Origin of the sequence: Vibrio sp. SBT000027 (assembly GCF_963894355.1) — a bacterium.
Lineage (GTDB): Bacteria > Pseudomonadota > Gammaproteobacteria > Enterobacterales > Vibrionaceae > Vibrio > Vibrio splendidus.
The window spans coordinates 305,724-331,146 of the sequence record NZ_CAWQGD010000004.1 but is presented as its reverse complement, the minus strand read 5'-3'; the positions used below and the strand labels follow the sequence as shown (position 1 = coordinate 331,146).

Annotated in this window: 17 protein-coding genes; 7 read left to right on the top strand and 10 right to left on the bottom strand. The window is 45.3% G+C overall.

Annotated elements, in window-relative coordinates; translation table 11 throughout:
* Positions 1–68: 68 nt before the first annotated feature.
* Positions 69–2,474 carry a GH36-type glycosyl hydrolase domain-containing protein gene (locus tag AACU28_RS11500; RefSeq protein WP_121602962.1) on the top strand — a complete coding sequence of 802 codons (2,406 nt, stop codon included), beginning with the start codon at positions 69–71 and terminating at the stop codon, positions 2,472–2,474.
* A gap of 74 nt (positions 2,475–2,548) precedes the next feature.
* Entirely contained in the window at positions 2,549–3,961 is a 1,413-nt protein-coding gene (locus AACU28_RS11495) for a phosphoglucomutase/phosphomannomutase family protein (RefSeq protein ID WP_102454388.1), read from the top strand.
* 153 nt (positions 3,962–4,114) lie between these two features.
* On the opposite strand, the gene AACU28_RS11490 is transcribed toward AACU28_RS11495, so the two are convergent.
* The 10 genes from AACU28_RS11490 to hrpB form a co-directional block, all read right to left on the bottom strand.
* Positions 4,115–5,143, bottom strand: a complete 1,029-nt coding sequence (locus tag AACU28_RS11490) for an ABC transporter ATP-binding protein (protein WP_004734523.1) — start codon at positions 5,141–5,143, stop codon at positions 4,115–4,117.
* On the bottom strand, positions 5,143–6,768 hold the full coding sequence (locus tag AACU28_RS11485) for an ABC transporter permease (RefSeq protein ID WP_017088371.1): 1,626 nt from the start codon (positions 6,766–6,768) through the stop codon (positions 5,143–5,145). Before AACU28_RS11485 ends, AACU28_RS11490 begins: the two co-directional genes overlap by 1 nt.
* Positions 6,769–7,013: 245 nt before the next feature.
* Positions 7,014–8,027 (bottom strand): Fe(3+) ABC transporter substrate-binding protein, encoded by a 1,014-nt coding sequence (locus AACU28_RS11480; protein WP_017093921.1) that lies wholly within the window; start codon positions 8,025–8,027, stop codon positions 7,014–7,016.
* Positions 8,028–8,324: 297 nt separating this feature from the next.
* Positions 8,325–9,554 (bottom strand): ammonium transporter, encoded by a 1,230-nt coding sequence (locus AACU28_RS11475; protein ID WP_121602961.1) that lies wholly within the window; start codon positions 9,552–9,554, stop codon positions 8,325–8,327.
* A 27-nt stretch (positions 9,555–9,581) separates the two neighbouring features.
* The gene (gene glnK, locus AACU28_RS11470; protein WP_004738200.1) at positions 9,582–9,920 is read right to left on the bottom strand and encodes a P-II family nitrogen regulator; all 339 of its coding nucleotides are present in this window, start codon (positions 9,918–9,920) and stop codon (positions 9,582–9,584) included.
* 259 nt (positions 9,921–10,179) lie between these two features.
* Positions 10,180–10,548: a YacL family protein gene (locus tag AACU28_RS11465; protein WP_017088701.1), complete on the bottom strand. Its 369-nt coding sequence runs from the start codon at positions 10,546–10,548 to the stop codon at positions 10,180–10,182.
* A 267-nt stretch (positions 10,549–10,815) separates the two neighbouring features.
* The gene (gene acnB, locus AACU28_RS11460) at positions 10,816–13,404 is read right to left on the bottom strand and encodes a bifunctional aconitate hydratase 2/2-methylisocitrate dehydratase (RefSeq protein WP_026012369.1); all 2,589 of its coding nucleotides are present in this window, start codon (positions 13,402–13,404) and stop codon (positions 10,816–10,818) included.
* A 272-nt stretch (positions 13,405–13,676) separates the two neighbouring features.
* Entirely contained in the window at positions 13,677–16,010 is a 2,334-nt protein-coding gene (locus AACU28_RS11455; protein WP_121602960.1) for a patatin-like phospholipase family protein, read from the bottom strand.
* Between the two features lie 38 nt (positions 16,011–16,048).
* Positions 16,049–18,448, bottom strand: a complete 2,400-nt coding sequence (gene mrcB / locus AACU28_RS11450) for a penicillin-binding protein 1B (RefSeq protein ID WP_102572184.1) — start codon at positions 18,446–18,448, stop codon at positions 16,049–16,051.
* A complete protein-coding gene (hrpB, locus tag AACU28_RS11445; protein WP_121602959.1) occupies positions 18,445–20,943 on the bottom strand; it encodes an ATP-dependent helicase HrpB in 2,499 nt (832 codons plus the stop codon). Before hrpB ends, mrcB begins: the two co-directional genes overlap by 4 nt.
* A gap of 34 nt (positions 20,944–20,977) precedes the next feature.
* On the opposite strand from hrpB, the gene sfsA reads away from it, so the two are divergent.
* The 5 genes from sfsA (at position 20,978) to folK (ending at position 25,413) form a co-directional block, all read left to right on the top strand.
* Positions 20,978–21,739, top strand: coding sequence for a DNA/RNA nuclease SfsA (gene sfsA / locus AACU28_RS11440; protein ID WP_019350583.1), 762 nt, complete (start codon positions 20,978–20,980; stop codon positions 21,737–21,739).
* A gap of 135 nt (positions 21,740–21,874) precedes the next feature.
* Entirely contained in the window at positions 21,875–22,321 is a 447-nt protein-coding gene (dksA, locus tag AACU28_RS11435; RefSeq protein ID WP_017073117.1) for an RNA polymerase-binding protein DksA, read from the top strand.
* A 198-nt stretch (positions 22,322–22,519) separates the two neighbouring features.
* Entirely contained in the window at positions 22,520–23,395 is an 876-nt protein-coding gene (gene gluQRS / locus AACU28_RS11430; RefSeq protein WP_121602958.1) for a tRNA glutamyl-Q(34) synthetase GluQRS, read from the top strand.
* Positions 23,396–23,578: 183 nt separating this feature from the next.
* Complete coding sequence (gene pcnB, locus AACU28_RS11425) at positions 23,579–24,934, top strand: polynucleotide adenylyltransferase PcnB (RefSeq protein ID WP_004735460.1); 1,356 nt, start codon at positions 23,579–23,581, stop codon at positions 24,932–24,934.
* Positions 24,931–25,413, top strand: a complete 483-nt coding sequence (gene folK, locus AACU28_RS11420) for a 2-amino-4-hydroxy-6-hydroxymethyldihydropteridine diphosphokinase (protein WP_121602957.1) — start codon at positions 24,931–24,933, stop codon at positions 25,411–25,413. Before pcnB ends, folK begins: the two co-directional genes overlap by 4 nt.
* The last annotated feature ends 10 nt before the right edge of the window (positions 25,414–25,423 follow it).

Below are 25,423 nucleotides of genomic sequence, written 5' to 3'. Positions count from 1 at the left end.
AGATAAGACTCAGCATCACTATTTAAAAATTAGCTGCATAGATGCAGTTTGTTAAAAAGGAAATGACAATGAAATACGGCTATTTCGATAACGACAATCGCGAATACGTCATCACTCGCCCTGATGTACCAGCACCTTGGACAAACTATCTAGGTACTGAAAAGTTTTGTACCGTGATTTCGCACAATGCGGGCGGTTACTCGTTCTATAATTCTCCGGAATACAACCGTGTTACTAAATTCCGTCCAAACGGCACCTTCGACCGTCCAGGGCACTATGTTTACCTGCGTGATGATGAGACGGGCGATTACTGGTCTATCTCTTGGCAGCCTGTGGCAAAGAGCCTAGATGAAGCGAACTACGAAGCTCGTCATGGTCTGTCATACTCAAAATTCAAGTGTGAATACAGTGGTATTACAGCAACCAAAACGTTATTCGTTCCTAAGGGTGAAGATGCGGAAGTTTGGGATGTAGTACTGAAGAACAACACTGACAAACCAAGAACCATCAGCACATTCTCGTTCGTTGAGTTCTCTTTCAGCCACATTCAATCAGACAACCAGAACCATCAGATGTCTTTGTACTCTGCGGGCACGTCTTACCAAGAAGGTGTTCTGGAATACGACTTGTACTACAACACTAACGACTTTGAAGGCTTCTACTACCTAGCTTCAACTTTCTCACCAGATAGCTACGACGGTCAGCGTGACAACTTCCTTGGCATGTACCGAGATGAAGCAAACCCAATTGCGGTTGAAAATGGCAAGTGTTCTAACAGCGCTCAAACCTGTTACAACCATTGTGGTTCTCTGCACAAGCAATTTACGATTCAACCGGGTGAAGAAGTTCGCTTTGCGTATGTATTAGGTATCGGTAAAGGCAACGGTGAACGCCTACGCGAGAAGTACCAAGATACAGCCAACGTAGATGCAGCTTTCCAAGGTATCAAAGATCACTGGGACGAGCGTTGCAACAAATTCCAGGTTAAGTCGCCAAACGAAGGCTTAGACGCCATGATCAACACGTGGACGCTATACCAAGCGGAAACCTGTGTGGTTTGGTCGCGCTTTGCATCCTTCATTGAAGTCGGTGGCCGTACTGGCCTTGGTTACCGTGATACGGCGCAAGACGCGATCTCAGTGCCTCATGCCAACCCACAAATGACCAAGAAGCGCATTATCGACCTGCTTCGTGGCCAAGTGAAAGCAGGCTACGGTCTACACTTGTTCGATCCAGACTGGTTTGATCCCGAGAAAGCTGACGTTGAACCTTCAAAATCACCAACGGTTGTTCCAACACCGTCAGATGACGACAAGATCCACGGCATTGACGATACCTGTTCTGATGATCACCTATGGATCGTTCCAACCATCATCAAATACGTAATGGAAACGGGTGAACACGATTTCTTTGATGAAGTGATTCCATACGCAGATGGTGGCGAAGCAACGGTTTACGAGCACATGAAAGCGGCGCTGAATTTCTCTGCAGAATACGTAGGGCAAACCGGTATCTGTAAAGGTCTTCGCGCAGACTGGAATGACTGTTTGAACCTAGGTGGTGGTGAATCTTCAATGGTTTCATTCCTACACTTCTGGGCGCTACAAGAATTCTTAGACCTAGCTAAGTTCCGTAATAACGATGCTGACGTTACTAAATACACTGAAATGGCAGCGAACGTTCGCGAAGCGTGTGAAACGCACCTTTGGGATGACGAGGGTGGCTGGTACATCCGTGGTCTGACTAAAAATGGCGACAAGATCGGTACCGCTCAACAAGCTGAAGGTCGTGTGCACCTTGAGTCAAACACGCTAGCGGTTCTATCTGGCGCGGTATCTCAAGAGCGTGGCGAGAAAGCGATGGACGCTGTCGATGAGAACCTTTTCTCTGAATACGGCCTACACCTAAACTCTCCTTCATTCGCAACACCAAACGACGATATCGGCTTTGTAACTCGCGTTTACCAAGGCGTTAAAGAGAATGGTGCAATCTTCTCTCACCCGAATCCATGGGCTTGGGTAGCAGAAGCGAAGCTAGGTCGTGGTGACCGTGCTATGAAGTTCTACGACGCACTTAACCCGTACAATCAAAACGACATGATTGAAACGCGTTACGCAGAACCATACTCGTACGTGCAGTTCATCATGGGTAAAGATCACCAAGACCACGGCCGTGCAAACCACCCTTGGTTAACGGGTACGTCGGGTTGGGCCTACTTCGCGGTAACCAACTTCATTCTTGGTGTTCGTACAGGCTTTGAAGGCTTAACAGTTGATCCATGTATCCCGACTGATTGGCCAGAGTTCGAGGTTACTCGTCAATGGCGTGGCGCGACTTACAACATCACAGTGCAGAACCCGAATGCAGTAAGCAAAGGCGTTGCCTCTATCACTATCAATGATGAGTCAGTTGAAGGCGCAATCCCGGTACAAGCAGAAGGCAGCGTGAACGAAGTTATCGTTGTACTCGGCTAATCACTTAATTTGATGAACAGCTCCTATCTCAAGTCTTTACTGGCTTGAGATAGTGAGACTAAAAGGATTTTCTAATGATTAAATTTGGTACTGGCGGCTGGCGCGCGTTTATTGGTGAAGAGTTCACTAGAGAAAACGTCCGCTTAGTGGCACAAGCACTCTCTAACATCATCAATAATGAAGATGCAGCGAAAAACGGCTTCGTTATCGGCTATGACCGCCGCTTCCTTTCAGATAAAGCCGCGTGCTGGTTTGCTGAAGTATTGGCAGCCAACAACATCAAAGTGAGCTTTATCGACAAGTTCGTTCCGACTCCTATCGTGATGTTCCAAGCGAAAGAGATGGGGTGTGTCTACTCAGCCTGTATTACCGCTTCTCACAACCCTGCTGATTACAACGGAATCAAGGTTTTCATTGAAGGTGGCCGTGATGCTGATGAGATCATCACAGAGAAGATTGAACAGCAAATCGCAACACTGACCAACGAAGACGTTATCCGAGTCGATTTTGAACAAGCATTAAACGACAAAGAAATCGAGATCATCAACCCAATGAACGCCTTTGTTGACTCGATTATCAACGCTATTGATATCGAATCGATTAAGAAAGCGAACCTACGTGTACTGATTGACCCAATGTTTGGCGTGGCGAAAAACGCACTGCAAACCGTGTTAATCAGCGCTCGCTGTGATGTCGACGTGATCAACGATGGTAAGAACCCAGATTTCGGTGGTCTCATGCCATCTCCTAATGCAGCTACGCTCTACCGCTTGAAGCATTTGGTAGCAGCAGAAGGCTATGACATTGGTATTGGTACCGATGGCGATGCCGACCGTTTAGGCATCATCGATGAGAAAGGTCACTTCATTCACCCTAACGAAGTGTTACTGCTTCTTTACTACTACTTATTGGAATACAAAGGCTGGAAAGGCTCTGTCGTGCGTAACATCGCCACCACACATCTGCTCGACAAAGTAGCGGCAGACCATGGTGAGAAGAGCTTTGAGGTTCCTGTAGGCTTTAAGCATATCAGCTCTCAAATGGAAGCCGATGATTCACTAATTGGCGGTGAAAGCTCTGGCGGTTTAACTATTCGAGGTCACATCAAAGGTAAGGATGGCGTGTTCGCATCGAGCTTACTGGTTGAGATGATCAGTGTGACAGGTAAGAAACTCTCTGAGCTGCTTGATGAAATCTACTCTAAGTATGGCTATGCGTATACGGCAGAAGGCGATTGCAAGTTTAAACCTTCAGAGAAGGAAGCGCTCTACACCAAGATCTACGTCGAAAAACAACTGCCTGAATTTGAATACGAAATTGAAAAAGTCAGCTATGAAGATGGTGCCAAGGTGTACTTCAAGAATGGCGGCTGGGTGATTGCTCGTTTCTCAGGAACTGAACCATTGCTACGAATCTTCGCAGAAATGGAAGATAAAGACACTGCAGAACATGTTCTTCAAAAAGTGAAAGACTTCCTCTCTCTATAGGCTTATAGAGCGCAGCAGTCTTGTATGGGACTTAACAAATCACTGCCTTGTTAACCCCCTATAGATGAAGAACTTTTGCCCAGTACTTTCGATTAAAGTGCTGGGCTTTTTTATAGTTCATCACGAATTATCGGTACTATGAGTTGTACCTAATTAGAACGCCAATACGCCTTTGGTATCCACTTTTACGTTGACCGGCATACCAACTTCAAGCGCTTCTGACGAGGTTGCCAATAGCTTTTGACCATGTGCTTCAATAACATAACGACAGTGGTCGCCCATAAATTGCTGCTCTAGTACTGAAATAGCACTGTCTTGTTCGTAACTAGCTTGGATATGCTGTGGTCTTAAAAGAAGCTCACACGCACTGCCAAATTCAATCTCCGTTTGTGGTTTAGCTTCAACCACACCCAAGCTGGTTTCAAACTCCAGCTCTGAAATACGCTGTGCATTGAGGTAACTGCCGCCGCCCAAAAAGTCTGCAACAAACTTACTCGAAGGGTGGAAATAAAGCTCCGATGCCGAACCATACTGTTCAATCACACCATGGTTCATTACTGCCATCTTATCTGCAAACGCGAACGCCTCTTCACGACTGTGAGTCACAAAAATAGCCGTCACACCCTGCTTCTTAAATATTTTACGAATCTGAGAGATCAACTCATGGCGAACCTGAGTATCGATGTTTGAGAAAGGTTCATCCAATAACAATAAATCTGGCTTGTATGCTAAAGAACGAGCAATCGCTACGCGCTGCTGTTGACCACCAGAAAGTTGATGTGGGTATCGGTCACCGAATTCATCTAAATGAACCAGCTCCAACATCTCTTGGACTTTCTCTTTCTTTTGCTGATCAGAGAGATCTTTAAGGCCAAAACCGACATTCTGGTTTACCGTCAGGTGCGGAAACAGGGCGTAATCTTGGAAAATCATACCGATGTTTCGTTGCTCTGGTGGCAACCAATTATCACCATCATCAATGGTTTGACAGTTCAAGCTCATGATTCCGCTACTTAATGGAAGCAGGCCTGCAACCGCCTTAAGCAAAGTTGTTTTTCCGCAGCCACTGGCACCAAGAAGACAAACAATTTCACCATGCTCAACTTCTAACGAGAGCGATTCCAAGATGGTTTGCGACTCATATTTGCAAGTCAGATCTTTAATTGATAATGCACAACTCATTAGTGTTTCTGCTCCAAAGAACGGTTAACGATGATCAGAGGAATTAAACCCACCAACACCAATAATACAGCAGGCATTGCCGCCAACTCTAGGTGCTCATCTGAGGCATAGTTATAAACATAGGTCGCCAATGTTTCGAAGTTGAAAGGACGTAACAGCAATGCCGCATTTAGCTCTTTCATTGATTCGATAAACACCAGTAAACCTGCGATCAACGCGCCGCGTTTAATCAAAGGCAAATGGACACGACGTAACATCTGGTTGGTATTACAACCCATGGTTTTAGAAGCCATATCCAATGAAGGAGATACTTTACTCAAGCTACTTTCGATACTGCCGATCGCCACTGCAGAAAAACGCACGACCATTGCAAAGATAAGCGCAAACATGGAACCAGAGAAGATCAAACCAGGTCGTCCCCACTCCATCACTTTAGCAATGTCATTGACCAAGTGATCCATAAACAATACAGGTACCATCACGCCAATCGCTAATACGGTGCCTGGGACGGCATAGCCCATCGAAGCAATACGCATGTAAGCCTGATTTTTCTTACCTGGGCTAACACGCTGATTAAAATTCACAATCATCGCAATGATAACGCCAATAATCGCCGCGACTACTGACACATAAAGGCTGTTAACCGCATACTCTCTGAATTCAGGCGTCCAACTTTGCGCAAAGTATTTGTAGGCATAGATCATCAACTGGCCAAGAGGGAACAAGAATGCAACGCACACTAATCCCCAACACCAGAACAGTGCCAACCATTTTTTCCAACCGGACAGGTCGTAGCGAAAGTCTTCACGACTGCTGAATTGATTCTGGAACAGTTTCTGTTTACGACGGCTATAGCGCTCTGAACTCAACAGTAGGATCACGATAACCAGCATAATTGCCGATATTTTCGCTGCAGCCGTTAAACTTGAGTAACCTAACCAGGTATCGTAAACCGCTGTCGTTAAGGTGTTGACTGCAAAGTAACTCACGGTACCAAAGTCACCGATGGTTTCCATTGCGACAAGCGATAGACCTACCGCCATAGAAGGACGAACAAGCGGTAAAGAGATACGACGAAAGCTTTCCCAAGGTGAGCATTTTAGCAACCGAGCGGATTGTAATAAGGAGACGTTTTGCTCCATAAAGGCCGCGCGGCACAACAAGTAAACATAAGGGTAAAGAACGAGGGACAGAACAATAATGGCACCCGATAAGGTTCTAATATCCGGGAACCAATACTCACCGGGCCCCCACCCAGTCAGATCTCGCAGTAGCACTTGAACAGGGCCTGCAAAGTCGAACCAATCGGTAAAGATATACCCGACAATATAGCCTGGCATAGCTAATGGCAGTACCAGTGCCCACTGTAAAACACGCTCACCCGGCACACGGCACATTGCCATAATCCAAGCAGACGGAATACCAAAAACTAAAGACAGGAACATGGTTCCTATGACTAAAACCACCGTATTGTAAGCATAGGTGGGCATCACTGTGGACATCAGATGAGAAAATAGCTCATCTGTTTCTCCAACAGCCGTCGTAAAAATCGCTAAGATCGGTAAAACCAGCAATACTGCAATAATGCCGCTACTGGTGTTCCATAAATAATTCTTTTCTTTCATCGCCTAACTACAACGAGGCTTAATGAAACACAAATGCATTTGCAAATACATCTCATATCCTTTTAATGGTGGGGTTATTTATACCCATATACTGTAACGACTTCAAGGTGAGATGCTAATAACTCAAGGGATCAACGACGAGCTTTGTATCAAAAAGTGATTTTCCAAAAACAAACAACCCCAAGTGACCGAAAATGGCGACTTGAGGTTGTCATTTTACTTGGGCCGAAGCCTACAGTAATAAATTAAAGATCGAACTTAACTTCATCTAATAACTTGATTGCTGCTGCGTGGTGGTCAGCGATCTGGTCTAGAGAAATTGTATCAGCTTTGAATTCACCCCATGAAGCAACAAGCTCAGAAGGTTTAACGTCTGCTTTCACTGGGTATTCGTAGTTCACTTCTGCGTACATGCTTTGCGCTGTGTTACCAGATAGGAATTCCATTAGCTTAACGGCATTCTCTTCGTTTGGAGAGTATTTAGCCATTGCCATACCAGAGATATTCACGTGAGTACCTGTTGTCTCTTGGTTAGGGAAGTTAATGTAAACAGAGTCAGCCCAAGCTTTTTGCTCTTTATCGTTAACCATCTTACCTAGGTAGTAGCTGTTGCCAAGAGCAACATCACATAGACCTTCTTTAATCGCTTTAACTTGTGCGCGATCGTTGCCTTGAGGCTTACGTGCTAGGTTTGCTTTTACGCCTTCTAGCCACTCTTTCGTTTCAGCTTCACCTTTGTGAGCGATCATCGAAGATACTAGAGAAACATTGTATGGGTGCTTACCGCTACGAGTACAGATTTTGCCTTTAAATTCAGGCTTAGTTAGATCTTCGTAAGTGAACTCTTCGCCTAGACGACCAACACGGTCACGTGAAGAATAAACGCTACGCGTACGAGTTGTTAGAGCAAACCACTCGTTAGCAGTATCTTGGTACTGAGCAGGGATGTTCTTTTCAAGTACATCACTTTCAACAGACTGAACTAGACCTTGTTTAGTTAGTTCAGATAAACGACTGATATCGACAGTTAATACAACGTCAGCTGGGCTGTATTCACCCTCTTGAGCTAACTTCTCTGCTAAACCTTTTTTAGCAAACTTAACGTTTACTTTAATGCCAGTCTCTTTCGTGAATTCCTTGAACATAGGCTCAACTAGGAAAGGTTGACGGTAAGAGTATACGTTCACTTCTTCCGCAGCCATTGCTGTCGGGGCAATCACACTACACGCTAGAGCTGAAAGTGTTAGCAGTTTTTTCATTGTAAAATCCTTTATATCGAAATGATAATCTATATCAGTTGCGTTATTATATTCATCAGTAACATAATTACAATGATGTCCGACAAAAAATTCGTCTACTCAGCACCATCAAGCTCGCACTTTTGTAACAATGTATTTCAAGAGATATTCATATCATCTCCTATTCAAAATACTCGCTCACTCTCTCTTGAAAGATCATTGTTGCTTAGACATAAATAACAAGAAACCCCATAACCAATGGTTATGGGGTTTCTTAAACTAGCTTACTCTTTGTCTACATTAAGCTTTATTCTTTGATTACTTGACTGATACAAATTCAGGGTAAGCGCCAACACCACAATCGTGCATGTCCATACCTTCTAGTTCTTCATCTTCGGTTACACGGATACCAATTGTTGCTTTAAGCACTGCCCATACCGCTAGGCTAGCTCCGAATACCCATGCAAAGATTACTGCTGCACCCAATAGTTGAGCACCAAACGTTGCAGCCGCGTTGCTTAGAGGCACAGCCATTAGACCGAAGAAGCCACATACACCGTGAACTGAGATAGCACCCACTGGATCATCAATCTTCACTTTATCTAGAGCAATGATGCTGAATACAACCAAGGCACCAGATACCGAACCAATCGCTACAGAAAATAAAGGTGATGGTGATAGAGGGTCTGCAGTGATTGCTACTAGGCCAGCTAACGCACCGTTAAGAATCATTGTTAAGTCTGCTTTACCCCAAGTTGTTTTACATACTAGTAATGCTGCGATTGCGCCAGCTGCTGCTGCTGCGTTGGTGTTAAGGAAGATCTGGCCAACCGCTGTCGCGTTTTCAAAGTCTGAAACCATTAGCTGAGAACCGCCGTTGAAGCCGAACCAACCAAACCATAAGATGAACGTACCTAATGTTGCTAACGGCATGTTTGAACCAGGGATTGGGTAGATTTCACCATTTTTACCGTATTTACCTCGACGAGCACCGAGTAACAATACGCCAGCAAGCGCAGCCGAAGCACCAGCCATATGCACGATACCTGAACCTGCGAAATCACTGAAACCTGCTTCTGATAGGAAGCCTCCACCCCAAGTCCAGTAACCTTCCATTGGGTAGATAAACGCTGTTAGAACCACAGAGAAGATAAGGAATGACCAAAGCTTCATACGCTCGGCCACTGCGCCCGAAACGACCGACATTGCCGTTGCAACGAACACAACTTGGAAGAAGAAGTCAGATTCTAGTGAATGGTCTGCGCCTTCACCTTGAGTACCAATTAAAGTACCAAATGAAGGCAACCAACCACCTTCACCGTTATCTACGTACATAATGTTGTAGCCAACCACTAAGAAAGTCGTACAAGCAATAGCGTATAAACAGATGTTCTTGGTTAAAATTTCTGTGGTGTTCTTTGAACGAACTAGGCCAGCTTCAAGCATTGCGAAGCCTGCTGCCATCCACATGACCAACGCACCTGAAATGAGGAAGAAAAAAGTGTCTAGTGCGTAACGTAGTTCCATTACTGTTGTCGTAAGTTCCATATTAAAGTCTCCAGTCCTTGTAATTCTTTAAAGTGCTTCAGCATCCATTTCACCAGTACGAATACGTACGGCTTGGCTTAGGTCATACACAAAAATTTTGCCATCACCGATTTTTCCGGTATGTGCTGCTTGGCTAATCGCTTCAACAACTCGGTCAACGTTTTCAGCTTGGGTAGCAATCTCTAGCTTCACTTTTGGTAGGAAATCCACTTGGTACTCCGCACCACGATACAATTCAGTGTGTCCCTTCTGACGACCAAAACCTTTCACTTCAGAAACTGTCATACCTTCAATACCCACATCAGAGAGCGCTTCGCGTACATCGTCTAATTTGAATGGCTTAACAATGGCATTTATTAATTTCATATTCGTTCCTTAAATTCTTCACTTAATCCGTTAATTCTCTTATTACAATCCAAGTAGCGTGCCAAAACTTTAAGTCATTGATTTTAAATAATATGTAAATGATAAGGTCATAAAAACGAAAAAAGCCGCACCAATATGGTGCGGCCTTTTCACTATCTTAATGCGTTGCGCTATTGTTGCTCCAGTTTTGGGCAACCAAGCCTTCAAAGCTCTAAATGACTTAAGAATAGGGGCTAACTAGCGAGTAGAAAGTTAGACCTTAATAGCCTAAAAAGTCCATCCAGCGTTCGATAAGTCGCTCGAAATCATCGATTCCACAGCTTGCTTGGCTTTCACAGTTATAGAAGTCGAATTCACTGCCCTCTTCCATCTCTTGCTCATGCGCTAACACGTTTTCCTGAATCGTTACGTCATCTTCATTGATAGCAAGGCTGATCTCTTTGCCAAGCAGCGTCACTTCATTACTCAGATCCTGTCGAGATTGTTCAATCAACGCCATCACGTGATCCAGTTTCTGCTTATCTTTCCCGATCTCTTCTTGAAGCCAGCGGCCAACAATTTCATGACCCATGCTGCACTTTACATAGTACTCGCCCATTAAAGTGTTTCGTGTAAATTCAAATTCCATAAAGGCTCCGCGCACTAATGACAGATAGGGTAAAAAATGAGGCGAGAGTATATAGCGAAGTCATCAAGAGATCGAGTCGCTCGTAAACTAACATTCAGACATAAAAAAACGCCTACCGAAGTAGACGCTCTATCATTTGGGTTCCTCTAAATAGTTGGAGTTGCAGCTAGGCGACAAGTACGTTCATCCCTATGAGCATAGAAGCTCTATGTGATTAGGGGGAACGTACGCAGTCAACAACGCTGCAGCTACAAATATAACGAGGAACTAAGCTGGCTCTTGGAAGATAACGGTATCTGCTTTCTCCGTGTACTGACCCATTTTATGGAAGTTCAGGTAACGGTATGTATCAGCAGCGGTTGCATTAATCTTCTCAGCGTACTCTAGGTACTCTTCTTTCGTTGGGATACGACCAAGAATCGCACCAACAGCAGAAAGCTCAGCAGAAGCTAGGTAAACGTTCGCACCATTACCCAAACGGTTCGGGAAGTTACGCGTTGACGTCGACATAACCGTCGAAGCATCAGCAACACGAGCTTGGTTACCCATACATAGTGAACAGCCAGGAGTTTCGATACGTACCCCAGCACGACCGAAGATGCCGTAGTAGCCTTCTTCTGTCAGTTGGTCTTTATCCATCTTCGTTGGCGGAGCAACCCATAGGCGAGTATTTAGTGAGCCGTTAAACTCTTCTAACATCTTACCTGCAGCACGGAAGTGACCAATGTTGGTCATACAAGAACCGATGAACACTTCTTGAATCTCTGTCCCTTGAACATCAGAAAGAAGACGAGCATCATCTGGATCGTTTGGCGCACATAGGATTGGTTGGTCAATATCAGCAAGATCAATCTCGATAACATGCGCGTATTCCGCATCTGAATCAGCAGATAGCAACTCAGGATTCGCTACCCACTCTTCCATTGCCGTAATACGACGCTCAATCGTACGAACATCACCGTAACCTTCAGCAATCATCCACTTAAGCATAACGATATTCGAGTTCAGGTACTCATCGATAGACTCTTGAGATAGCTTAACGGTACAACCTGCAGCTGAACGCTCAGCAGATGCATCAGAAAGCTCAAATGCTTGCTCTACAGACAGGTGTTCAACACCTTCAATTTCTAGTACACGACCAGAGAATTCGTTGATCTTACCTGCTTTCTCTACCGTTAGTAGACCTTGCTTGATACCGTAAAGCGGAATTGCATGTACTAGGTCACGTAGTGTGATACCCGGTTGCATTTCGCCTTTAAAGCGAACCAAGATAGATTCAGGCATATCAAGAGGCATAACACCTGTTGCCGCCGCAAATGCGACCAAGCCAGAACCCGCAGGGAATGAAATACCAAGAGGGAAACGAGTATGCGAGTCACCACCTGTACCTACAGTATCAGGAAGAAGCATACGGTTTAGCCATGAGTGAATAACACCATCACCCGGACGAAGTGAAACACCCGCACGGTTCATGATGAAATCAGGTAGCGTATGGTGAGTGTTTACATCAACCGGTTTAGGGTATGCAGATGTGTGACAGAAAGACTGCATTACAAGGTCTGCTGAGAAACCAAGACACGCCAGATCTTTAAGTTCATCACGAGTCATAGGACCCGTAGTATCTTGAGAACCCACTGTCGTCATTTTAGGTTCACAGTACTGACCAGCACGTACACCTTCAACGCCACACGCTTTACCTACCATCTTCTGAGCTAGCGTGTAGCCTTTATCAGAAGCTAATGGATCGATTGGTTTAGCAAACAGGTCTGTTTCAGCTAGGCCTAGAGCATCACGAGCACGACCTGTTAGGCCACGACCAATGATCAGTGGAATACGGCCACCAGCACGAACTTCGTCTAGCAAAACTTTGCCTAGTTCAAAGTTTGAAATCACAGAACCGTTCTTGTGAACAACACCTTCGTACGGGTAGATATCAATGATATCGCCCATGTTCATGTCTTGTACGTTCAGTTCAATGGGTAGTGCGCCTGAATCTTCCATTGTGTTGTAGAAGATTGGTGCAATTTTACCACCAAGACAAACACCGCCAGTACGCTTGTTTGGTACAAATGGGATATCTTCGCCCATAAACCAAAGCACTGAGTTCGTTGCCGATTTACGTGAAGAACCTGTACCAACAACATCACCAACGTAAGCCAGTTGAATGCCGTCTTTTTGCATTTCTTCAATCTGTTTGATTGGACCAACATTACCCTGTTCGTCAGGAGTAATGCCATCACGTTCCATTTTCAGCATCGCTTTCGCGTGTACTGGGATATCAGGACGTGACCATGCATCAGGCGCTGGAGATAGGTCATCGGTATTCGTTTCACCAGTGACTTTAAATACTTTAACGGTAATTTTTTCCGCTACTTTGTCTTTAGCTGTAAACCATTCAGCATCAGCCCAAGATTGAAGCACTTGTTGTGCTGAAGCATTACCTGCTTTCGCTTTCTCTTCTACGTCGTAGAACGCATCGAACATAAGTAAAGTATGAGACAGGGCTTTAACAGCGATTGGAGCAAGTTCAGCGTCATCTAGTAGAGATACTAGAGATTCGATGTTGTAACCGCCTTGCATAGTACCAAGCAGTTGTGCAGCTTTTGCTTTGCTTACTAGTGGAGACGTCACTTCACCTTTAGTGATAGCCGTAAGAAAGCCCGCTTTTACATAAGCAGCTTCATCTACACCCGGTGGAATGCGGTTTTCTAGTAGGTCAAGAATGATTTCTTCTTCACCTTGAGGTGGATTCTTCAGAAGTTCAACTAGGCCAGCTACCTGCTCAGCATCTAGTGGTTTTGGAACAACTCCCTCGGCAGCACGTTCTTCGACGTGTTTACGGTAGGCTTCAAGCACGACTTTTTTCCTCTCATTGCGGTTCACTTCTTACCTTCATAATTGTTAGTAAAATAAAGAAGTGAACATCCTTGGAAACTTGGCTCTCCATTGCCATTTTTGTCATTCAATTTGTATTGATGAGCGGCGTCATAGAGGCCAAACTGTGGGCGATAGAATAGCAAATTTAACGTTAAATTAAAATCTTATCATTTTGACCAACATAGCAAGTTAAGACGAAAGTCCCACTATTTTTGCCTAATTACGCAGTTAAACGGCTACTCTACGCATGATTATTTGTAGGAAGTACCGACAATCAAATAGACCGAATCATAGTTATCTTCAGTTCGGCCATAAGCCAAAATGATCGGTCCTATTGGCGAATCGACACCTGCAAAAACAGAACCTGCGGTGTACATTGGTGCTTCATCAATGGTTAAATCATTGTTCGACCAAACACCACCATGTTCTATGGATGCACCTACGTAGAACGGTGATTTAAAGAGGCCGAAGTCATTTTCAAACCACTTATAACGATAGATAAGGCTGGTGTAGGCCAGGTTCTGACCTATCATACTATTCCTTGGAATACCTGACAGGTTTAAGAAACCGCCAAGCTCTTTGGGATCAATAGGAAAAATCGAGTTCTTACTCTCTACAATACCGTAATCAAGCTTTGCGACTAAAGTATGCTTCTCAATACTCTTTGCTGCCATGAAATTAGCCGAAAACTCATAAACCGTATCGCTTTCAGACCCTAGATCCGGGGTATCTCCAGACGTGTTGTCCTCAAAGTCATCATGGGAAACAAGATATTCTAAATCGACAAAGTAACCTTCCGTTGGCAAACTAAAATTATCTAAAGTATCGAGTCGATAACTAATAAACCCGCCTATACGTGTATACGCTCCGTTACCAAAAGATGGTAGCGAAGAAACCTCCAAACCCCCATCAGTATAACGAGCACCAAATTTCAGTTCTTGCCACAACGTCGGTTGATAGCCTAATGCTAATTCACCGACATATTCACTATAAGTCAGTGGGACATAGTCTGTAGTCGCCTCTAATGTCGGCTCTCCAACCTCCCCCTCAACCACGGACAAGTTTCTGTTTTCCTTACTGTAAACAATCGATGCAGAAGTGAACAGTTTTTGACTCGAAAAGAAGGGCGAGTAAAGTTCCGCTTCAATTCGTTTGTCAGTACCCATCTCGACGTTAGTTCTTAGCTCTGCACCATGCTTATTAATATCGGTAAAGTTGGCTGAGACACCGATCGAGTACTGACTGGTAGTAGAGAAATCATCTTCAAGAAAGAATCGAAAGTTGAGGTAGTTTGGGCCCCAAGACTTTTCGTTCACATCGACTTGAAGTTGGTCTTCACCGTCAACGTTGTCAAATTCATAAGTGACCAACTCAAATCTATCCAGTGCATAGAGATCTTTCACTTTAGATTCGATTTCACTGGTTTTCAAAACCTCACCAGAATCAAGGTTTAAGCGGTTTTCGATCAACTTATCTGAATAGTGGGTGTTGTTGTTGATGACCACCCTATCGACGACAGTTTGATCGCCATGTTTCAGCTGCTTTCGAGCTTGTTGCTTATGCTCGATATACTTCTGATAGTCCGCGTTAGAAAGTGACAGCTTAGAAAGCTCATCAGTATGCTGCTTAGCGGCTTCATAGCCCGCGAGGAAAGCCGATGGCATTTTATCAAAGTCAGTCGTCTCCATTTGCCCAACATCAGGACGCAGGAAAACATCATCATCAGTCAGTGTTTCAGCTTGCTCTTGAGTGCTGCGTTGGACCAAATAATTAGAGAGTTGGTCAGCTGCCGCTAGAAAATTCGTGAAGTCTTCTTTGCCTTTGTAATTGGTACTGATATCCACCGCAATGACGATGTCCGCGCCCATCGCTCTAGCAACGTCGACTGGCATATTATTGGTGACACCACCATCAACCAGCATTCGGCCATCTAATTCATAAGGGGGAAGCGCGCCGGGAACTGACATACTGGCCATCATCGCATCAACAAGGTGACCATGGTCGATGACCACTTCTTCAAGCTCAATAATGTCGGTTGCGACTGAACGGTAGGGAATAGCAAGATGGTCAAAAGAGTCGAGTGGAGATAGGTTACCTGTGGTCTCACGCAGAATACGCAACATATTCTGACCTTGAACCACACCTTTCCTAGCTTTGATTTCGCCCCAACCTAAACCGAGATCGGTGTTCAGTTGGTAGCGGTCTTCATATTCTTTGTCACGCACTCGGCGATCACTACGGTTAACGCGATCACGATAGCCGCGATTCCAATCAACCGTATAAATAAAACTTTCAATCTCATCAGCACTCATCCCTGTCGCATAAAGCCCACCAACGTAAGAACCCATGCTGGTACCGGTAATGTAATCGACCGGAATTTGCATCTCTTCTAGCGCTTTAAGTACACCAATGTGAGCCGCTCCTTTGGCTCCTCCACCAGCAAGCACAACAGCAACGGTTGGTCTTTTATGAGCTTGTCCAGCTTGCTGAGATTGTTCCACCGGTGTCACAGTCGATGCAAACAGCTGAAAACTGATCACAGTACCGACAATGCCTAAGCCGCTCACTATCCAACGAGAAATCATTCTTTAAACTATCCTTGTCATTCTTTTCTTTTACGACTTTACCACTGAAAAAGCTTTTTTAGCCACTGTTTTGGTTGACTTTCACAACCCTTTTTAATGTTTCCATTCTCATCCCAAACCGGCAGTTTAACCGTACCGTCACAGTCAAACTCTAAAGCCCCTTGAGAAGTTCGAGTAAAACTTGCCGTCGTAATGCCATTCGGCCAAGGCAACAGTAACTGCTCTGGAGTTCGATGTTTCAGATAATCGGCATAGACACGTAGCGCACCACTAGAGCCCGTGAGTTTAGTCGGCTTATTATCATCGCGCCCTAGCCAGATGGTAGTGACTTCGCGACCATCAACACCCACGAACCAACTGTCTCGGCTGTCATTACTGGTGCCCGTTTTACCGGCTAATCCTGCCCATGCAAACTGACCTTGCAGGAAACGCCCCGTACCTTCAGACACACCACGTTTCATGGCATAAGTTGTCAACCAAGCTGCTTGCTGGTCAACGCTTTGTGATACACGAGGGATCGACTGATATAGAACCTCACCATCGTTGTCAACAACTGAACGAAGCGCAGACAAAGGTGCGATACGGCCAGAGTTGGTGATGGTTTGGTACATCTGCGCTACCTGAAATGGGGTCAATGAGAATGAACCCAAAAACATCGATGGCACTGGACGAATTTCGTTTTTATCGACACCCAGTTTTCCAATCGTATCCGAAACGCTATCAATACCTAACTGCATGCCCAAACGAACCGTTGGTACGTTGTAAGACTTAGAAAGCGCCACATACAAGGGCACATCGCCACGGAACTTACGATCGAAGTTTCTCGGGCTCCACACGCTGCCTTTACTGCCTTTCAAGCTCAGTGGCGTGTCCTTCAATGTTGTCGCCAACGTGTACTTCTGGGGTTGATCTAGTGCGGTTAAGTAGATTGCAGGCTTAACCAAGGAACCAATAGGACGACTCGCATTCAAAGCACGGTTAAAGCCATCGTAACCAGTACGCTTACCACCGACCATCGCACGAATTTCACCAGTATTTCTATCCACGGCAATAGCAGCAGCCTCTAGCTTGTTACCTGCCGTTTTAGATAAATCAGGCACTTTACGAGCAATCGACTTTTCTAGCTTATCTTGGGACACCGGATCCAGAGAGGTAAAGACTCGAATGCCTTTCTGAGCTTCAAATCGGTCACCGACATATCTCTTAAGCTCAATGTTTACTTGCTGGAAGTAAGCGGGCTGACGGCTCGCAATACGTGGGTTATCTTGAATATCCAAGTCTCGGCTTGCGGCTTCTTCGTACTGTTTCGGCGTCAATATGTCTTGTTGCATCAGCAAACGTAGAACCAAATCACGTCGAGTCTTCGCTCGCTCAGGGTAACGAACCGGGTTGTAATACGAAGGTCCTTTGACCATGCCGACCAGCAGTGCTAGTTGATCGATTCGGAGTTCTTGAATCGGTTGCCCGAAGTACAAGCGAGATGCTAATCCAAAGCCATGAATCGCTTGCCCACCATTTTGCCCAAGATAAACCTCGTTTAAGTAGGCTTCTAAGATGCGATCTTTGCTGTAACGATGATCCAAGATAAGTGCAATGTAGGCTTCGCGAACCTTGCGCCACAATGTGCGCTCGCTAGATAAGAACAGGTTTTTTGCCAATTGTTGCGTCAACGTACTGCCACCTTGTACGGTTCGCCCTGCTTTTACATTGACCACCATTGCACGAGCGATTGCCAGTGGCGATACCCCATCGTGCTGATAGAAATTTCGGTCTTCGGTTGCCAGCAATGCATCAACCATCACCTCAGGGAACTGATTACGTTTTAAGAACAGACGCTGCTCATCGCTGCTTTTTTCAAGCATGCCAAGCATTTTCGGTTCAACACGCAGATACCCCATGTCGCCTTTCTTCTCTAGCGACTGAATACGAGTTAACTCGTTACCGTTGAAATGCAGCATCACATGACGATCCGCTTCCGGTCCATCGACAAACTCGAACGGGCGACGAATCATTTCAATCTTGGTTGAGGAAGAAGAGTATTCGCCAGGGTGACGAGGGGCGTTCACCTTACGATAATTGAGTACATCCAGCTCATTCTTAACCTGCACCAAACTCACCTGAGTTCCCGGAGACAGGTCCAGCACTCGCGCATAAACCACGGTTGGCAAATCAAACAACTGACCTTCAAAACGCTGCTTGACCACTGAATCAAGATAAATACCGACGAACAACAGCAATGCAGCAAGTGCCAAGCCGGCTTTCCAAGAAATGCCCCACAGGATCTTCAACCAACCTCTCTTGCCAGGCGGCTTAGCTTTAGGTTTAGTCTTTTTCGCTGCTGCTCTTGGCTTTCTAGGCTTGGCTTTGGTCGCTGGTGACTTCTTTGCTGGCGCTTTTTTAGGTGGTGCCTTTTTTGGCGTTAACATTTTGGTCATCATCGATTCAACTGTCGTTTAGTTTTAGTGGTTGCTACATGATTAGCAGGGTCATCTGGCCAAGGATGTTTTGGGTAACGGCCTTTCATTTCTTTTTGTACTTCTTTGTACGCGCCAGCCCAAAAGCCAGCTAAATCTTGAGTAATTTGTAGTGGTCGCTGAGCTGGAGAAAGTAGCTCAAGCACCACTTTTTTACGCCCTTGCGCGATCAATGGCGAGTCTTGTTCACCAAAGACTTCCTGCATTCGTACTGAGATCACTGGCTCAGACTGATACTGGTAGCGAATTGCTTTTTTACTGCCCGTCGGCATCAGATAGTCGGTAGGCAGCCATTGATCAATTTCTTGATTCAACGGCCAACCAAGGTATGCCGACAGTGCTTGTTCAATCGATACATTCGACAGCCCTTTGGCAGACTTAATGCCATTTAAATACGGCGACAGCCACTCATCAAGATGTTCAACTAAACTCGCATCATCCATCGCTGGCCAATCATGCTCAGGCATCCAAAGTTCTGCACAGCGTACCCGCTCAACCAGCTGTTTAGCCGAAGGGGTCCAATGTAAGCGATCCAGCCCGCATCGAGCGATATAATTGAGTAGCGCTTTGCTCGCCTGATTCGCATCAGGCTCTGGTAAAGCTTTGGTGCTGATAATCAACTTGCCCAAAGACACTCGCTGCTCTGCCACTAAGCGGCCACGTTTTTCATCCCAATCGGCGTAATCGGAACGCACAAACAGTTTTGGGAATTCAGCTTCTAGCTGCGAAATATCAACGGCAGTGGCTAAGAAAATCTGACTGGCTCGCCCTGTACTGCGCATCAAATCAATTACTACGATATAGTCATTGTTCGCCAATGGATCATCGTCACGAACCTCAGCCCCGTGGCCATTCGCAAGAAGGAAAGCACTGCTGGTTGCGCTTCTCACTTGTGCAATTCGGTCTGGGAAGGCAAAACAAAGCACTAATGGTAGCAATGATTCGTCAACTTGTGACAAATCTAAGTGATGTTTGAGTTTGCTGGCGAGACTTTTCGCTCGCTGCATCACAACGCTATTTTTTGAGTGTTTTCTTTGCTTCAGTCGATGCAACGAATGCTGAATATCCGTCACATTGCGCTCTGGCTCTTCAAGTAAAGCGGCAGCAACAATCGCGACATTCAGTAGTTCTTGGCTGCTTTGTTGCGCTTTAACCAACATACTGGCGATGCGAGGTTCAAGTCCTAAGCGTTGAGCCTGTTTTCCTAGTGCCGTAAATTGACCATTACCGTCTAACAGTTCCAGGTTTTGTAAGAGTTGCTTGGCTTGTTCTGTTGAAGCTTTCGGTGGAATGTCTAACCATTGCAATTCATCAGCACTTGCGGCTCCCCATTGTGTCAATTCAGACACCAACGAAGACAAATCAGAATGAAGAATCTCAGGTTCTGGCACAGCAGGTTGCTGCATCAACTGTGTTTCACTGTACAAGCGAACACACAAGCCCTCTTCGATTCGCCCTGCACGACCCGCTCTTTGTTCAGCTGAAGATTGCGAGATTTTCACTTGCTCGAGCTTAGTAATACCGGTTTTCAGATCGAACTTTGCCACACGTTCAAGCCCGGAATCGACCACCAGTCGAATGCCTTCAATCGTTAAAGAAGTCTCAGCAATATTGGTCGCTAACACCACTTTTCGACGCCCTTTCTCTGATGGCGCGATCGCTTTTTGTTGTTGAGGAAAGCTGAGCTGACCGTACAAAGGACACACATCGATATCGCTGGCGAGTTGTTCTAGTTGAGATTCGACTTGTTTTATCTCCGAGACACCCGGCAAGAAAGCCAAAAGTGAGCCTGACTGTTTCTCCATCAGAGAACGAATCACGTTGGCCATATTAGGGGCTAAATATTCATTCGAGCCTAATGGCTGATAACGGAAGTCGACCGGGAAAGTTCGCCCTTGTGATTCAACATACTTGGCATCAGGCAACAAAGATTGCAGCGCGTGTTGATCTAAGGTTGCCGACATCACCACCACTTTTAGATCATCACGCAGTGCTTCTTGGATCTCCAAACTAAAGGCCAGCGCGGTATCTGCATGGATACTGCGCTCATGAAACTCATCAAAGATCACCATATCAACCCCAGTCAATTCAGGGTCGGTTTGGATCATTCTCGTCATAATCCCTTCGGTTACGATTTCCAAGCGAGTCGCACTGCTGGTTTTAGATTCACCACGAACTCTAAAACCTATGCTCTCTCCCACTTTTTCTCCCAATTGGTTGGCTAAGTAAGTTGCGATATTCCTTGCCGCCAAACGCCTCGGTTCAAGCATAATGATTTTGCCTTGAACGGCGTTGGTCTTAACTAACTGTAAAGGGAAGAATGTTGACTTACCCGCACCGGGAGCGGCCTTTAGAATAAGTTGAGTGTGTGTTTCTACGCCAGCGAGCAGATCTGGCATCACAGCTTCTATGGGCAGTTGTGGCAATGGGAGAACCTTGTGGTGTAATGTTGGCAACATTGTACATAAAAACCTACCTGTCTAAATAAGTAATATGCACTTCAATCCTCCATTAGAGCCAGCGACTCTTATTAAACGCTATAAACGTTTTCTCACTGACATCCAACTTCCAGACGGCAGCGAACGTACTATTCATTGCGCTAACACAGGAGCAATGACGGGATGTGCGACCCCTGGCAATACGGTGTGGTACTCAACCTCAGATAATGTAAAAAGAAAATACCCAAACAGCTGGGAGATCTCAGAAACAGACAAAGGTCACCGTATTTGTGTAAATACTGCGCGAGCAAACCAGTTGGCAGTGGAAGCAATTGAAAATAATACTATAGTTGAACTCTTAGGCTATAACGCGTTACGAACCGAAGTGAAATATGGCAGTGAGAATAGTCGAATTGATATTCTGCTTGAAGATAACGAAAAGCCGCCTTGCTATATCGAAGTAAAAAGCGTCACTTTGCTCGACGAACAACAAACGTCCACTAAGCAACAAATATCAACTAAGCAAAAAACGTCAACCAAAGGACAAGGCTTTTTCCCTGATGCGGTCACCACTAGAGGCCAGAAACATCTGCGTGAACTCACAGAAATGGTCGAATCTGGAAATAGAGCCGTACTTTTATTCACTGTTTTGCATTCAGGTATTGAAAAAGTGTCTGCGGCACACCATATAGACGCCAAATATTCGTTATTACTTAAACAAGCACAAGACGCTGGTGTTGAAGTGCTTTGCTATAAAGCAGAGCTCAGCAGTACTCAAATACAACTAAAACAAGCTGTTGAATTTATCAATAGCTAAGCAAAAATGCTGAACTATTCACATTGATTGCAAGTTTGAACAAGAGTATTTGCCACCATTCGTTCTTTCTGCTATAGATACCCGCCTTAAAATTAGCTGCTTTGCAGTTGACTAGGTGTAAATAGGAGATGCTGTATGCCAGAATCTAAGAAAAAAGCGCTAGGCATCCTAGCCATCGCAGGTGTTGAACCGTACCAAGCAAAGCCAGGTGAAGAATACATGTCACCTGAGCAAACGGAACATTTTACAAAAATTTTAGCAGCTTGGCGCAACCAGCTCAGGGAAGAAGTTGATCGTACTGTGCACCACATGCAGGACGAAGCAGCAAATTTTCCAGACCCAGTTGACCGTGCTTCTCAAGAAGAAGAATTCAGCCTAGAGTTACGTAACCGTGACCGTGAGCGCCGTCTTATCAAGAAAATTGAGAAGACACTAGACAAGATCGAAGAAGACGATTTCGGCTTCTGTGACTCTTGCGGTGTCGAGATTGGCATTCGTCGTCTTGAAGCTCGTCCAACTGCTGACCTTTGTATTGACTGTAAAACACTTGCAGAGATCAAAGAGAAACAGATGCAAGGTTAATTCTTGCGGATGTAAAAAAGGGAGCTTTGGCTCCCTTTTTTGTTTGTTATCCAAGCTGAATATTTCAAGATTTTGATAGTAAATCAACAGCTTTGACTTGTTTGTACGTATTAATACGATGACTAAACGAACCAAAGTAATAGATAAACGTCTTAAGAATCGGCTACTGCGGTACCATCAAGATTAGGTTTTTCACTTATGAATTATATCGGGCGCTTTGCACCATCACCGTCAGGTCCTCTTCATTTTGGATCACTAGTTGCTGCTCTTGGTAGCTACTTTCAAGCGAAATCTAACCAAGGACAATGGTTAGTTCGCATGGAAGACCTCGACCCACCAAGAGAAATGGCCGGCGCTGCAGACCTCATTCTTAAGACGCTTGAGGCTTACCATCTATTTTGGGATGGTGAAGTCGTCTATCAAAGCCAGCGTCATGGCTTGTATCAAGCTCAAATCGATCAATGGGTCGCTGACAATCAAGCCTACTACTGCCAATGCACACGCAAGCAGGTAAAGTCTCTGGGTGGTTTTTATAATGGTCACTGCCGAGACGCAGGTTTGATTGATTCAGGCGAACAAGCCGTGCGCTTGTGCATGGACTTTCCAGTCGAGTCTTTTGACGATGTTCGTCACAGTACGATTCAAATCCCTAAAGCATTGGCTGAAGAAGATTTTATTATCAAACGCAGAGATGGATTGTTTGCCTATAACTTGGCGGTTGTCCTTGATGACATCGATCAAGGGGTAACAGAAGTCGTAAGAGGCGCTGACCTGATAGAGCCTACAGGCCGACAAATCAGTTTGTATAAGACACTCAAGCAAAAAACCGTGAGTTACTTGCACTTACCATTGGCAACCGATGGCTTGGGGAATAAACTGTCAAAACAGAACCATGCCACCGCGATCGATCTCGACAACCCAAAACCAACGCTGCTCGACGCTATGCGATTCTTAGGTTTTGGTATCCCGCATGCCCTCTGTGAGGCTTCAATGGATGAGATTTTGTTATGGGGAACTCAGCAATGGAACGTCAGCCAGTTACCTGATAGTTTACAAAAAGAGCACAGCGATTAGCTCAAAACTAACGGTAAATAGCAAAAACGACACATAAAAATGCCATAACCAACTGCAGTGGTTAAGCAGACGATGTTCTCAAATGGCTCGCGCTAAGCTATCATTAGCCGCAATTAAACTCTGCACTACCACTTTGGACTAAGAGAAAAACAAAGTTGGCGATACCTACTTTGTTCTAAACTAATGAATACAAACGACAATACCCCAAGCGAACAACGCGGATTCCACGAATTAGCTCTGAATATATATACTCGTCAAGAGCACAATATTTCACGCAAGCAGATCAGCGACAACGCACTAAAAGTGCTATATCGCCTGAATGGTGCGGGTTTTGACGCATTTCTAGTCGGTGGTGGTGTTCGCGATATCTTATTAGGCTCACAGCCAAAAGATTTTGATATTGCGACCAACGCAACACCAGAACAAATCAAAAACCTCTTCAGAAACTGTCGCCTTATCGGTCGCCGTTTCCGCTTAGCACATATCATGTTTGGTCGTGACATCATTGAAGTGGCAACTTTCCGTGGCCACCACCAAGAGCCATCGAAAAACGTATCTGCGCAATCTGATGAAGGCATGCTGCTACGCGATAACGTGTACGGCAATGTTGATGAAGATGCAGAGCGTCGTGACTTCACTATTAATGCGATGTACTACAACATTGCAGACTACAGCATTCACGATTACGCGGGTGGTGTGGAAGATTTAGAAGATAAGCTGATCCGCCTAATTGGCGATCCAGAAACTCGCTACCGTGAAGACCCGGTACGTATGCTTCGCGCGATGCGTTTCGCCGCTAAACTGGATTTCGATATTGAAGAAGACACAGCAGACCCTATCGAAGAGCTGGCACACCTGCTAAAAGATATCCCAGCAGCGCGCCTTTACGAAGAGTCTCTGAAATTACTTCAATCAGGTCACGGTTTAGAAACCTATCACCTAATGCGTGAATACAATCTGTTCCAACAGATGTTCCCTGCAATTGCAGAGCACTTCACTGAAGGTTACGACTCTCATACAGAGCAGATGCTTGACTTAGTACTCGACTCAACCGATCTTCGTATCGAAGATGGCAAGCGAGTAAACCCTGCATTTATGTTTGCAGCGATTCTTTGGTACCCAATGAACAAGCTTGCAGACAAGCTTGTCGCTGAGCAGGGTATGGCGCATTACGATGCGATCATGGAAGCGAGCAACATCATTCTTGACCAACAAGTTAAGTCTATTGCTATTCCTCGTCGTCACACGGCGACCGTTCGTGAAGTTTGGCAACTGCAATTACGACTGCCTCGTCGTAACGGTAAACGTGCTGTTCGTCTTATGGAACTGAATAAGTTCCGTGCTGGTTACGACTTCCTAGAAATGCGTGGCGAGATTGAGGGTGGCGAAACCAAAGAACTAGCAAAATGGTGGGAGCGTTATCAGACCGCAGGCCGCAACATGCGTCAAGCGATGGCTAACGACGTTGCAGCACCATCAAAATCAGGCCATCGTCGCCGTAAGACTTACCGAAACAAAAAGAGTAAGCAGTCCGAATGATAACGGCTTATATTGCGGTCGGCAGCAACCTTGCCGACCCAGTTAGCCAAGCAAATTTGGCTATCGAAACGCTAAAAAGCCTACCGCGAACAACGTTTATTGCGACCTCTCAGCTATATAGTAGCACTCCAATGGGGCCGCAAAACCAACCTGACTACATCAACGCGGTAGTATCAATCCAAACCGAATTAACGCCAATTGAACTGCTTGATTGCACTCAAAAGATCGAGCTAGAGCAAGGGCGCGTCCGTAAAGACGAGCGTTGGGGGCCAAGAACTTTGGATCTCGACATTGTGTTATACGGCAATGAGGTGATCGATTCAGAGCGCTTAATCGTTCCTCATTACGGAATGAAAGAACGAGAGTTTGTACTTTACCCGCTTGCTGAAATCGCACCAAGTTTACAACTCCCTGATGGGACTGAGCTGACAGAACTACTCAAAATAGTTGATAAGAACGGGCTCAATGTTTGGCAATAATAGCCAAGCG